This is a genomic window from Frigoribacterium sp. PhB116 (assembly GCF_004364285.1).
Taxonomy (GTDB): domain Bacteria; phylum Actinomycetota; class Actinomycetes; order Actinomycetales; family Microbacteriaceae; genus Frigoribacterium.
Genome location: NZ_SOBE01000006.1, coordinates 74040 through 87065, shown reverse-complemented (window position 1 = coordinate 87065; position 13026 = coordinate 74040). Strand labels below are relative to the sequence as shown.

The following is a 13026-nucleotide window of genomic DNA, read 5'->3' as shown; positions in this document are numbered from 1 at the left end:
ACTCGACACTCGAATAACTTGATTGTCGTACCACTTGGGCACCGAGCCACACGGACACCGAACCTCTCGATCACCGGGAGACACGGGAGTCGAGATGCTCAGCCCCCACGAACTGTCTCGAGAACTGCCGCCCCACCCGAATTGCCTCACCACCACTTCTCACCCCCTGGAGCCCACGATGTCCCGTCCCACCCCCCGCGCCGCCCGCCTCGCCGCCTGGATCGCCATCCCCGCCGCCCTCGTCGCCAGCGGCGTCGTCGTCTCGCAGGCCTCGTACTCGGCCTTCTCGTCGACCACGGTCAACCCGACCAGCAACTGGACCGCAGGCTCCGTCGCGCTGACCGACGACGACTCGAACACCGCGCTGTTCACGGCCACCAACCTCAAGCCCGGCTCGACCGGCACCAACTGCATCGCCGTCACCTCGACCGGCACGCTCGCCTCGACTGTCAAGCTCTACGGGACCGCCGCCGCGACGACGAACAACCTGGCCTCCAACATCACGCTCAGCGTCGTGCAGGGCACCGGCGGCGGCTTCGGCTCCTGCTCGGGCTTCACCCCCCTCGCCGCCGGATCGTCGCTGTACAACGGCACGCTCGCCGGCTTCGGCGCCAGCTACACGAACTTCAGCAACGGCGTCGGCAACTGGGCCCCCACGGGCACCACCGGCACCCAGACCACGACCTCGGAGACCCGCGTCTACCAGGTCTCGTACACGGTCTCGAACGCTGCGCCCAACACGACGCAGTCCGGCACCGCCTCGCTCGGCCTCACCTGGGAAGCCCAGAACAGCTAGAGCCGCCTCGACTCCCGTCGTCTCCCTCCCAGTGGGCGGCGACGGGGCACGACCCCGTCGCCGCCTTCCTCCCCCGTGGGCGGCGACGGGCCAGCTCCGCCGGCTTCCCGAACCCGCCGGCGGGCCACCTGCCCGGTCACCAGCCGGGCGCGCACCACGACGGCCCGGACCGTCGACGCAGGGGTCCGTGGGTCGCCCGATGACCCGCGGCCCCCTGGGGCGCAGCGCACCACCAGCCCCGCCAGCACCAGCTCAGCCCAGCACGCACCAGCACCGCCCCCGCGCCTCACCAGCGCCGGCACCCGCACCGACCAGACAGGAGGACGCCATGACCACGTACGACGTCCCTCGTCACCCGGCCACCGCCTCCGTCGCGGCCGTCGGCGCCCGCGGCCACGAGACCAGCACCAGCGGCACCGCCAGCGCCCGCCTCGGCTGGCTCCGCATCGTCGTCGGCATCCTCTCGCGCACCGTGCTCGGCACCCTGGTCGGCCTGCTGCTCTGGGCCGCCGTCCCCGCCGTGATCGGCTGGACCCCCACCACCGTCATGACCGGCTCGATGGAGCCGCGCATCCACCCCGGCGACGTCGTCGTCGCCCGCCCGGTCGCGGAGTCGTCCATCCACCGCGGCCAGGTGCTCCTGTTCCAGGACCCCGACCACGCCGACCACCTCCGCCTGCACCGCTACGACGACAACGGCCAGGGCACGCAGATCGTCACCAAGGGCGACGCGAACCCGACCGCGGACTCGACCCCGATCGACCGCAGCGCCGTCGTCGGCGTCGGCTACCTCCGCGTGCCGTACATCGGCACCCCCTTCGTCTGGGCCGCCGGCCACCAGTGGGGCCACCTGCTCGTCACGGGCAGCGCGCTGATGCTCCTCGTGCTCGGCGCGCAGGCCGACCGCTCGCTGCGGCGCGAGCTGAAGGGCGAGGGCCGGGGCGAAGGAGGCGCCGCCAGCGCTCCCGAGGACGCGACCGGCACCTCCTCCGCGACCGGCACCTCCGGCGCCTCGGTCTCGGGCACCTCCACCGTGACTGTCTCCACGGGGCTCGTCCTCGCCTCCGTCGCTGCCCCGGCCACCGCCGCCGGCCCGGCCTCGCGTCGCAGCACGCGCCTCGCCGACCGTCGTGAGCGCCGCCTCCGTCGCCTGCGCGGCGCCGCCGGCACCCTCGCCGTCGCCGGCCTCGTCGGCGGACTCGCCCTCACGCTCGTCGTCTCGGGCGGTGCCGGCGCGGCCTTCTCGTCGCAGGCCGCGAACAAGACGAGCAGCTTCGCCGCGGCCTCGGCCTACGACTGCCTGATGCCCGCCGTCACCGACTCGCCCGTCTTCTCGTACGGCTACAACGAGGGATCCGGCACCTCCGCCCTCGACAGCAGCTCGACCGGCCGCGCCGGCACCCTCTCGACCGGCGTCACCCGCGTCGCGGGCGCCTGCGGCTCGAGCCCCTACGTGACGCTGAACGGCACCTCCGGCGCGGTCACCACCAACGCGCCCGCCGTCACGGCGCCGACCGCCTTCACCGTGGAGTCGTGGATCAACCTGCCCGCGAACAGCACCGGCGGCAAGATCATCGGCTTCGGCAACCAGGCCAGCGGCCTCTCGGGCCAGTACGACCGGCAGATCTGGGCGTCCAGCACCGGCGTCATCACGTTCGGCACCTACAACGGCGGCACCAAGACCGTCAGCACCACGAAGACCTACCGCGACGGCACCTGGCACCACGTCGCTGGCACCGTCACCGCGGCGGGCGTCCTCACGCTCTACGTCGACGGTGCGGTCGTCGGCACGATGTCGAACGCCGCCGGGGAGCCTATGACCGGCTACTGGCGCGTCGGCTACGACAACCTCTCCGGCTGGCCGAACATCCCGTCGAGCTCGGCGAACTACTGGTTCTCGGGCAGCCTCGACGACACGGCCGCGTACAACACGGCCCTCTCGGCCGCGACGATCGCGCAGCACGTCAAGAACGGCCGCTGAGCCGCCTCCCTCTCGGCCCGGCCCGGTCCGGCCCCCGACCTCCGGCCCCCCTGGCCTGTCACGTGGTCAGGAATCGTCCTTCGCCGCTCGGTCAGGGCCCAATTGGGACCACTCGGGGGGCGAGGAGGCGATGGCCGGCTCCACTAGACGGGCCGGCCCGCAGAGTGGTCAGGTCTGGTCGTCTGCCGCTCGTGGAGGGCCTGATTCGGACCACTCGAGGTCGAGGGGAACCATCCGGCGCCCGCCGGGCTGCGACACTGGGCGGATGCCCCTGCTGATCAACGACGTCTACGTCGACGGACGAGTCGCCGCGAGCCCCGACACGCTCGACGAGACCTACGCGGCGCTCGCCGAGACGCACGGCACCGCCTGGGTGGTGCTGAGCGAGCCCGACGAGGCCGAGCTCGCCTCCTTGGCCGCCCGCTTCGACCTGCACGAGCTCGCCGTCGAGGACGCGGGCCACGGCCACCAGCGCGCCAAGCTCGAGCGCTACGGCACGACCCTGTTCGTCGTCGTGCGTCCGGCGGTCTACCTCGACGCCGAGGAGCGGGTCGAGTTCGGCGAGATCCACTTCTTCGTCGGGCCGGACTTCCTGATCGGCATCAACCACGTCTCGGACATCGACTCGCGCTACCTGGCGCGCAGCGTGTCGAGGCTGCGCGCCAAGCCCGACCTGCTGCGGGTGGGCCCGCAGGCGATCCTCTGGGCGGTGCTCGACGCGATCGTCGACGCGTACGCACCGGTCGTCGAGGGGCTCGAGAACGACATCGACGAGATCGAGCAGCAGCTGTTCGCCGGCGAGGCCGGGGTCTCGCGCCGCATCTACGAGCTGTTCGGCGAGGTCGCGGACTTCCAGAAGGCCACCCGCCCGCTCGTCGGCATGCTCGACGGGTTGCTGCGCGGCGGGGAGAAGTACCAGGTCGGCACCGAGCTCGAGCGCCGGCTGCGCGACGTGCAGGACCACGTCATCCGCGTCGTCGACCGCGCCGACACGTTCCGCGCGGTGCTGCAGAACGCGCTGTCGCTCAACGCCACGCTCGTGGCCCAGGTGCAGAACGACGTCACCAAGCGCATCTCGGCCTGGGCCGCCATCCTCTTCGCCCCGACGCTGATCGGCGCGATCTACGGCATGAACTTCGACGTGATGCCCGAGCTGCACTGGGAGTGGGGCTACCCGTTCGCCCTCGCGCTGATGGTGGGCATCGGCGGCGGGCTCTGGGGCGCCTTCAAGCTCAAGCGCTGGCTGTAGGCGGCGCGCCCCTCCCGGCAGAACTCAGGAAGGCCGGCCACGGGGTTCCTGGCTCGTGCACCGATCAGGAACCCCGTGCCCCCTCTTGCGCGGATCAGGACGAATCTTCCTGAATGAGGAGGGGAGGGGACGAGGAGGCGGGGTCACGCGCGCAGGACGCGCACCTCCCAGGGGGCGAGCGTGAGCGACCCGGGGTCGTGCGGCACGTTGCTGACCAGCACCTCGGGGACCGACCGGCGCCGCAGCACCGGGTCGAGCCCGGGGTCGAGGTCGTACGGCTCGCCCGACCAGTTGGCGAGCACGAGCAGGCGCTCGTCGCCGAGCGTGCGCGTGAACGCGTAGAGCCGCTCGTCGTCGGGCGCGAGCATCGCGAAGTCGCCGAGCTGCACCACCGGCAACTCGTGCCGCAGTGCGATCAGCCGGCGGTAGAACTCGAAGACGCTGCGGTCGCCGGAGGCGCGGTCGGCCTCGACGTTCAGCTCGGCGCTGTTCGGGTTCACCCCGATCCACGGGGTCCCCGTCGTGAAGCCGGCGGAGGCGCCCGCCGACCACTGCACCGGCGTGCGGGCGTTGTCGCGGCTGCGGAAGCGGAGCGCCTCGAGGACGTCGGCCTCCGAGGCTCCGTCGGCCAGCGCCTCCTCGTGCCAGTTCAGCGACTCGATGTCGCGGTACTGGTCGATCGAGGTGAATCCGGCGTTCGTCATGCCGATCTCGTCGCCCTGGTAGACGTACGGAGTGCCGCGGTGGAGGTGCAGCACGGCGGCCAGCATCGTCGCCGACTCGTACCGGTGGGCGCCGTCGTCGCCGAAGCGCGAGACGCTGCGGGGCTGGTCGTGGTTGCCGAGGTAGAGGCTGTTCCAGCCGCGCTCGGCGAGGCCCTCCTGCCAGCGGCCGAGCGACCGCTTCAGGTCGGTCAGCGCGAGCGGCACGTTGTCGAACTTCGAGTCGGGACCGCGGTCGAGGTCGACGTGCTCGAACTGGAACACCATGTCGAGCTCGCTGCGCGCCTGGTCGGTGAAGAGCGCGGCGTCGTCGACCGTGACGCCGGGCATCTCGCCGACCGTGATGAGCTGGCGGTCGCCGCGGTTCGCGAAGACCTCGCGGTGCATCTCCTGCAGGTGGTCGTGGATCGCCGGGTCCATCTCGAAGCTGGCCGAGCCGGGCTCGAGCGACGCGGGGGTCTTGGCGATGAAGTTGATGACGTCCATCCGGAAGCCGTCGACGCCGCGGTCGAGCCAGCGGTTCATCATCGAGTAGACGGCCGCGCGCATGTCCGCGTTCTGCCAGTTCAGGTCGGGCTGCTTCGTCGCGAACATGTGCAGGTACCACTCGCCGGTCGCCTCGTCGAGCTGCCAGGCAGGGCCGCTGAAGGCGCTGCGCCACTCGGTCGGCAGCGACCCGTCGTCCGACTGCGGGCGCCAGACGTACCAGTCGCGCTTGGGGCTGTCGACGGACGACCGCGACTCGGCGAACCAGGCGTGCTCGTCGCTCGTGTGGTTGACGACGAGGTCCATCACGAGCTTCATGCCGAGTCCGTGCACCTCGGCCAGCAGCTCGTCGAACTCGTCGAGCGTGCCGAACAGCGGGTCGATGTCGTCGTAGTCGCTGATGTCGTAGCCGGCGTCGGCCTGCGGCGAGCGATAGATCGGCGACAGCCAGATCACGTCGACGCCGAGGTCGTGCAGGTGCCCCAGCTTGCTGCGGATGCCCGCCAGGTCGCCCACGCCGTCGCCGTTCCCGTCCGCGAAGCTGCGGGGCCAGATCTGGTAGACGGTGGCGGACGTCCACCAGGGTGCGTCGGTGTGCGGCACCGCTCCTCCTTCTGTCGTGCCCCCGGCAGGGGACGGGGTCGTGTCTCGAGTGTGGTCCCGGCCGCCGTCATCGGCCTGCGGCGTGCGCGCGTCGGTCACTTCGTCGACCCCCGCATCACGCCGCTGACGACCCACTTCTGCGCCACGATGTAGACGACCAGCAGCGGCGCCAGGGCCATGAGGTACGAGGCGAAGGCGACCGTGTAGTTCGTGTTGAACTGGCCCTGGAAGATGAACTGCGCCAGGGGCAGCGTGCGCGCCGACGGGTCGGAGAGGATCACGAGCGGCAGCAGGAAGTCGTTCCACGCCCAGACGCAGGTGAGGATGCCGACCGTCGCGTTCATCGGCGCCAGCAGCGGGAAGACGACCTTCCAGAAGACGCCCCAGGTGCTGGCGCCGTCCATGCGGGCCGCCTCCTCGAGCTCGATCGGGATCGAGTTGATGTACGCGGTGAAGATGAAGATGTTGAACGACAGCCCGTAGACCGTGTACAGCAGCACTAGCCCGACCGGGGTGTCGAGGCCGAGCAGCGCGGTCTCCTTCACCACCGGCAGCATGATGATCGGGAACGGCACGAAGATCGCGGCCAGGAAGTAGAAGTACAGCCCGCGGAAGAACTTCTTGTGCATGTTGCGCGCGATGGCGTAGGCCACCAGCGAGTTCGTGAAGAGCGTCAGCACGACGGCTCCGACGGTGATGAGCGCCGTGTTGAGCAGAGCCTGCGGGAAGTTCGTCAGCTGGTACGCGTCGACGAAGTTCTGCCAGCGGATCTCGGTCGGCAGCTCGAAGCCGGTGCCGCCCAGCTGGTCGGGCGTCTTCAGCGACGTCACGATCGTGAAGTACAGGGGGAGGAGCACCGTCAGCGAGCAGACGGCGATCAGTGCGGTGAGCCACCAGTTGGTGCCTCCCGTGCCGCCGTCGAGGCGACGCCGCCGCTTGGGGGTGGGCGTGGTGGTGGTCTGGAGGGCCTCAGCGCCCTGGATCGTCGAGCTCATCAGAACGACGCCTCTCTGCGCTGGAGGAAGCGCAACTGGATGAACGACACGAGGATGATGACGAAGAGGTACAGCACGGCGTTGGCCATCTGGTAGCCGTACTCGCCGCCCTGGAACCCGCCGCGGAAGATGACGAGCGCGATCGACTCGGTCGACGTGCCGGGGCCGCCGTTCGTCAGGGCGACGATCTGGTCGAAGACCTGCAGGAACGACTTGAACGACAGCACCATGTTGATGGTGAAGTAGGCGCCGATCAGCGGGAACGTGATCGAGCGGAACTGCCGCCACGACGACGCGCCGTCGATGCCGGCCGCCTCGTACAGCTCGGCGGGGATGGTCTGCAGCCCCGCCAGGTAGAGGATCACGTTGAACGCGCACGCCTGCCACACCGTCGTGATGACGATGCCGACCCAGGCCCACTGCGGGTCGGCCAGGATGTTGGCGCCCGGCAGCCCCATCGACTGCAGGATCGTCGGGAACGAGTTCGCGAACAGGTAGTTGAAGACGTAGCCGATGATGAGGATCGCCAGCACGTAGGGGATGAAGAAGATGCCCCGGAACGCCGTGCGGAACTTGATCCGCGAGTTGAGGCCGAGCGCGATGGCGAGCGAGATCACGTTGACGGCGATCGTCGACACGACGGCGAACCCGAACGTGAACAGGTACGACGCGATCACCCGGTCGTCGCGGAACAGGTTGAGGTAGTTCGACAGCCCGACGAAGCTCCACGTGCCATAGCCCGCGTAGTTGGTGAGGCTGAAGAACATGCCCGTGACGACCGGGATCGTGTGCAGGCCGAAGAAGATGACGACGGCCGGCACGACCATCCAGTAGAAGGCGCGGGGCGTCTTGCCCTGGCCGGCTCGGCGGGTGGGGGCGCGCTTCGCCGAGGAGGCGCGGCTCGGCCCCTCGGGGCCGGCGTCGGTCGTCGGCCGCGGTGCGGTGGCGGTCATCACTTGCCTTCTCTCTGCGTGGTGGTGCGGGCGGCGACCTTGCTCCACTCGTCGTCGAGGTCGGTGAGGAACTCAGTCACGTCGCCGGTGATGACCAGGGTCTGCAGCATGTTGACCAGCGGGATCGACGCGGGCACCTGGTGGTCGATGAAGCCGATGATCCGGCCGCTCGTGAAGTACGGCTCGAGCCCCGCGAGGGCAGGGTCGGTGTTGGGCTCGGCGTCGACGAGGGGCGAGAAGGTGGACTGCGACTCCGAGTAGGCCTGCACCACCTCGGGCGACATGAGGTAGTCGACGAAGCGCTGCGCCTCCTCCTTGTTGTCGCTGTCCCGGCCGATCGAGAGGCCGACGTCCACGCCCGAGACCGCGATGCGGTCGTCCGCGTCCTCGGTCACGGGGTAGGGGAAGGTGCCGATGGAGGCGTCGGGCGCGTTGGCGCGGATCGCCGGGATCGCGTACGAGCCCTGCAGGTACATCGCCGACTCGCCGTTCGCGAAGGCGAGGTTGCCGGCGTTGTAGTCGCGGCTGGCGAAGTCGTCCTGGCAGTACGAGAAGAGCTGGGTCTGCTTCTCCATGGCGGGGCCGAAGTCCTTGCTGAACGACACGGCGCCGCCTTCCACGTCGGAGCCCTCGGCACGGAGGTCGTCGAAGAAGCCGTCGGGCATCAGCGCGCCGCCGAGGTTGACGAAAGCGGGGCCGGCCGTCCACGCGTCCTTCATCGTGCAGTAGAACGGCGCGATGCCGGCCTGCTCGAAGGTGTCGGCGGCGGCGATCAGCTCGGTCCACGTCGTGGGGACCTCGACGCCCTGCGCCGCGAAGATGTCGGGGTTGTAGATGATGCCCGACGCGTTGTTGGCGAAGGGGAGGGCGTTGACCTCCGGGCTGCCGCTGCCTCCGTCGGCGCTGCTCTGGTCACAGCTGCCCAGGTCTTGCACGATCTCCTGCACGGCGGGGTTGACCGTGTCGGCGGAGGGCTCGTCGCTGAGGTCGGCGAAGACGCACGCCCGCGCCAGCTCGGCGAAGTTGCCGCTGACGTTGAGCGTCAGCACGTCGGGCACCTTGTTCTTGACGAGCAGGGTGCGGATCGCCGTGTCGGCGTCGGGCACGGCGTTCTGCACCACGCGGATGTCGGGGTTCTCGGCCTCGAAGTCGGTGATGATGTCGGCGAAGTCCTGCACCGCCTCCGGCTTGAACTGGAAGAAGTCGAGCGTCGTGACGCCGTCGGCGTCGGGGCCGCTGCCGGGCGCACAGCCGGTGAGCCCGGCGAGGACGACGGCGGTGCCGAGCGCGGCCGCGGCCAGGCGGCCGCGGTGCTTGCGCGGCCTGTGGTGCTCGCCTCTGGTCGGACCGGGGGAGTGGGATCGGGGACTCACTGTGCGCCTCCTTGCGCTGGGGGTGCGGCCGAGGCCGCGGGGTGTCGTGCTGTGGTGCGGGGTCGTGCTGAGGGGCGGGGCTAGAGGGCGGTGGCCTCGAGCAGGACGAGCTGCTCGGGGAAGAGGACCGGGGCCTGCACGCCGCCGAGACGGAGGGCGCGGCCGGTGAGGACGACCCCGTCGAGGGCCCAGGCGAGCGGAGACTGGCCGGGGCCGCCGAGGGTGGCGGTCGGCGCCGCGAGGGCGACGCGGTACTCGCGGTCGTCGTCGAGGCCGGGCAGCGTGACGGGGCCGGCCGGGTAGCTGGCGCTCGTCGCGACCTGCGTGAACGTGTAGAGCGCGCGGCTGCGGTCGGCGGCGACGACTCCGCGGAGGTCCATGCCGGGGTCGGGCAGGTCGGCGTGGACGACGACTCCCGTGTGGAGGAGCGACCGGTGCGCCTTGTGCACCGCGATCCAGGCGGCGAGCTCGTCGAGGGTGGCGTCGTCGACGTCGGGCGAGCTGATGTCCCACTCGACGCCGAAGTGGCCGGGCAGGGCGACTCCCGCACGGAACGACAGGTCGTGGCGGCGTCCGGTCGAGTGCGAGCGGGGCCCGCTGACGTGCGCGCCCATCAGCTCGGACGGCACGAGCAGGCCGGTGTGCTTCTGGTTGACGAGACGCTCGATCGGGTCGATGCAGTCGCTCGTCCAGATGCGGTCGGTGTGGTCGAGGATCCCCAGGTCGACCCGGGCCCCGCCGGAGGCGCAGCTCTCGATCTCGACGCCGGGGTGACGGCTGCGCAGCTCGTCGAGCAGGCGGTAGAGCGCGACGACGTTCTCGTGGACCGCCGGTCGTGCCGGGGCGCCGGCGCCCGCCTCCAGCAGGTCGCGGTTGTGGTCCCACTTCAGGTAGGCGATGTCGTGGTCGGTGAGCAGCGCGTCGAGCTTGCCGAGGATGTACGCGAACGCGTCGGGGTTCGAGAGGTCGAGCACCTGCTGCTGCCGGGCGATGGCCGGCAGGCGCCCTTCGCCGGGGCCGAGGATCCACTCGGGGTGCGCCCGCGCGAGCTCGCTGTCGGGGCTGACCATCTCGGGCTCGACCCAGATGCCGAACTGCATGCCGAGGTCGGTGACGTGGTCGATGATCGGCGCGAGCCCGTCGGGCCAGACCGTCTCGTCGACCCACCAGTCGCCGAGCGAGGTGGTGTCGTCGCGGCGGCCGTGGAACCAGCCGTCGTCGAGCACGAAGCGCTCGATCCCGACGCGGGCCCCGGCGTCGGCGAGGGCGCTGAGGCGGCCGAGGTCGTGGTCGAAGTAGACGGCCTCCCACGTGTTGAGGGTCACGGGACGCGGTGTCGCCGGGTGGTTGGGGCGGGCACGAAGGAGGCGGTGGAACCGTGCCGAGAGCTCGGTGAGCCCGTCTCCCCACGAGCCGAGCGCCTCCGGCGTCTCGTAGCTCTCGCCCGGCCCGAGCCGGATCTCGCCCGGGGCCAGCAGCTCGGCGACACGGGTGTGGGTGGCGCCGGTGACGAGGCGCTCGACGCTGACGCGGTGGTTGCCGCTCCAGGCGAGGTGGGCGGCGTGGACGAGGCCGCGCTCGAAGCCGAAGCCGGGCGTGCCGGTCGCGACGAGCAGGGTGGCGTCGGCTCCGGGACGGCCGCGGCGGCTCTCGCGGTCGTAGCGGCCGATCGTGAGGTCGTGTCGCTGGGGGGTGCGCTCGCGGAGGTGGCGACCGGTGGTGTCGAGCACCTCGCCGGCGGTGTGCGGCAGGGGGAAGCTCGCCGCGAGCTCGCCCAGCTCGTAGGTGGCGGCGGTGTCGAGCGCGGCGGCGGCGGAGGCGTCGAGCTCGCGGGCGTCGTCGCCGGTCGAGCCGGCCGCGGTGTTGGTGAGGCGGAGGCGCTGGTGCAGCAGGCCGTGGGGGTCGAGACGCAGGGTGATGGTGATGCCGAGTTCGGCGGCGGGGTCGGCCGCCGTGATGGTGACGACCGTGCCGGAGGTGCCCGTGACGCCGGTGCTGCCGGGGGTGCTGTCGCTGCCTGGGGTGACACCGGTCTCGGTGGTGTTGCGCGCCTCCTCGTGGCTGTCGCTGTCGCCGTTGTTCTCGGCGACGTCGAGGGCGGTGACGGTGAAGGCCGGTGAGAAGGAGGCGCCGGCACGGCTGCCGAGGAGGCCGGGGGTGCCCTGCCAGCCGTCGGACTCGAGGGGGAGGAGCGTGAGGCGGGCGGGCTCGTCGATGGCGCCCGAGGTTCGCTGGGCGCGGGAGGCGAGGACGACTCCGGCGAGGGCGGCGGCGCTGAGCTCGCCGAGGTCGGGGCCCCAGTGGACGACGCTGGGGAGGCCGGGGCCGGAGGTGTCGAGGACGACGCTCGTGCCTCCCTGGCGGAGATGGAGCTCGGTCGTGCGGACTTCGGTGCGACGCTGCATGGGTTAGTTCTACGACGGAAGTAATAGGGCTGTCAAGTGTTCCCGGAAAGCCGGATGGCGCCTCCTTTTCATTCGGGCTGGAAGATATGCTCGGTCGCATGACGACGACGGAGCCGGTGCTGGGCGAGTCCGGGCGCGAGCTGGTGCGCGAGGTGCTGATCCACGGGCCGATCGCGCGGGCAGAGCTCGGGCGCCGGCTGGGCCTGTCGCCGGCGAGCCTCACGAGGCTGAGCAAGCCGTTCCTCGACCGTGGCCTCTTCGTCGAGGGGGCCGTCGAGCTCGCCGGAGCCGTCGGCCGCCCCGCCAAGCCCCTCGACGTGCGCGTCGACCTGCAGCGCTTCGTCGGCATCAAGCTGACCGGTGACCAGGCGCTCGGCGTGCTGACCGACCTGCGGGCCAAGACGCTGGGCGAGCACGTCGCCGACCTCGCCGGGCACTCGCCCGAGGAGGTGGTGGAGGCGCTGGCCGCGGTGGTGGAGGCGCTCGCCGGGTCGGGTGGTGACGGTCGCGCTGTCGGGGGTGGCGTGCCTGCTGCTGCTGCTGCTGGCGGCGGCGGCAGCGGGGGTGGTGTTGCTGCTGGGGCTGATCCGTCACGTGACGGATCGACCGAGGCGAGCGTGGCTGGCGCTGGCGCTGGCGCTGGCGCTGGCGCTGGCGCTGGCGCCGGTGGTGTCGCCGAGCTGGCGGGTGTCGGGGTGAGCATCGGCGGCAAGGTGACCGGGCAGCAGGTGGTGCTGCGCGCGCCGTTCCTCGAGTGGCGTGAGGTGGACCTCGGCGGGATGCTGTCGCGGCGGCTCGGGCTGCCGGTCGTCGTCGAGAACGACGTGGTGGCGTTGACGGAGGCGGAGCGATGGTTCGGCCTCGGGCGGGGGATCGACGACTTCGCGGTGATGACGACGGGGGCCGGTGTCGGCTACGGGCTGGTCATCCACGGGCGACAGGTCATCACGCCCGACACGGGTCTCGGGCTCGGCGGGCACTTCCCCCTCGACCCGACCGGTCCGATCTGTGCCGACGGGCACCGCGGCTGCTCGACGGCGATGCTCTCGACGACGAGCATGTGCGCCTCGGCGGCGGTCGGCCTCGGTCGGCGCGTCAGCTACGAGGAGCTGCTGGCGCTCGCCGCTGCGGGCAACGCCGTCGCGGTGCAGGTCGTCGGCACGGCCGGACGCTCGCTCGGCCGCATGATCGCCGCGGTGGCGAACCTCACGATGGTCGGCACCGTGGTGCTCTCGGGTGAGGGCATCGGCCTGGTCGACGTCCCGGTCGCGGCGTCAGAGATGCGTGCCGGCATAGCTGCGGACCGTGACCCCGACGCGTCGGAGGTGCGGGTCCTCACCGGGGACGCCGACTTCGGCGCATGGGCGCGTGGTGCTGCGGCGGTGGCGGTGCAGGCGCGGATCGGCGCCCTCGGGGCGTGAGCGGCGAGGATCCCAACGGGCGCCGATCACTAGGACGTCCCT

9 protein-coding genes are annotated in these 13026 nt (G+C 71.2%); 4 read left to right on the top strand and 5 right to left on the bottom strand.

Annotated elements, in window-relative coordinates; all coding sequences use genetic code 11:
• The first annotated feature begins 178 nt into the window (after nucleotides 1-178).
• The 3 genes from EDF20_RS15045 (at nucleotide 179) to EDF20_RS15035 (ending at nucleotide 4026) form a co-directional block, all read left to right on the top strand.
• The gene (locus EDF20_RS15045) at nucleotides 179-796 is read left to right on the top strand and encodes a hypothetical protein (protein ID WP_133739252.1); all 618 of its coding nucleotides are present in this window, start codon (nucleotides 179-181) and stop codon (nucleotides 794-796) included.
• Between the two features lie 328 nt (nucleotides 797-1124).
• The gene (locus EDF20_RS15040; RefSeq protein WP_166644847.1) at nucleotides 1125-2777 is read left to right on the top strand and encodes a signal peptidase I; all 1653 of its coding nucleotides are present in this window, start codon (nucleotides 1125-1127) and stop codon (nucleotides 2775-2777) included.
• Nucleotides 2778-3042: 265 nt separating this feature from the next.
• Nucleotides 3043-4026 carry a magnesium and cobalt transport protein CorA gene (locus EDF20_RS15035; protein WP_133739250.1) on the top strand — a complete coding sequence of 328 codons (984 nt, stop codon included), beginning with the start codon at nucleotides 3043-3045 and terminating at the stop codon, nucleotides 4024-4026.
• A 143-nt stretch (nucleotides 4027-4169) separates the two neighbouring features.
• On the opposite strand, the gene EDF20_RS15030 is transcribed toward EDF20_RS15035, so the two are convergent.
• The 5 genes from EDF20_RS15030 to EDF20_RS15010 form a co-directional block, all read right to left on the bottom strand.
• Nucleotides 4170-5837 carry an alpha-glucosidase gene (locus EDF20_RS15030; RefSeq protein WP_133739249.1) on the bottom strand — a complete coding sequence of 556 codons (1668 nt, stop codon included), beginning with the start codon at nucleotides 5835-5837 and terminating at the stop codon, nucleotides 4170-4172.
• Between the two features lie 95 nt (nucleotides 5838-5932).
• Nucleotides 5933-6832, bottom strand: a complete 900-nt coding sequence (locus EDF20_RS15025; RefSeq protein ID WP_123548788.1) for a carbohydrate ABC transporter permease — start codon at nucleotides 6830-6832, stop codon at nucleotides 5933-5935.
• Nucleotides 6832-7785 carry a sugar ABC transporter permease gene (locus EDF20_RS15020; protein WP_133739248.1) on the bottom strand — a complete coding sequence of 318 codons (954 nt, stop codon included), beginning with the start codon at nucleotides 7783-7785 and terminating at the stop codon, nucleotides 6832-6834. The genes EDF20_RS15025 and EDF20_RS15020 overlap by 1 nt, the downstream gene beginning before the upstream one ends.
• Entirely contained in the window at nucleotides 7785-9158 is a 1374-nt protein-coding gene (locus EDF20_RS15015) for an extracellular solute-binding protein (protein ID WP_133739247.1), read from the bottom strand. The genes EDF20_RS15020 and EDF20_RS15015 overlap by 1 nt, the downstream gene beginning before the upstream one ends.
• A gap of 80 nt (nucleotides 9159-9238) precedes the next feature.
• On the bottom strand, nucleotides 9239-11563 hold the full coding sequence (locus EDF20_RS15010; RefSeq protein WP_133739246.1) for an alpha-galactosidase: 2325 nt from the start codon (nucleotides 11561-11563) through the stop codon (nucleotides 9239-9241).
• Nucleotides 11564-11661: 98 nt separating this feature from the next.
• Here EDF20_RS15010 and EDF20_RS15005 point away from each other — a divergent pair, with 98 nt between their 5' ends.
• The gene (locus tag EDF20_RS15005; RefSeq protein WP_243833520.1) at nucleotides 11662-12984 is read left to right on the top strand and encodes an ROK family protein; all 1323 of its coding nucleotides are present in this window, start codon (nucleotides 11662-11664) and stop codon (nucleotides 12982-12984) included.
• Nucleotides 12985-13026 lie beyond the last annotated feature (42 nt).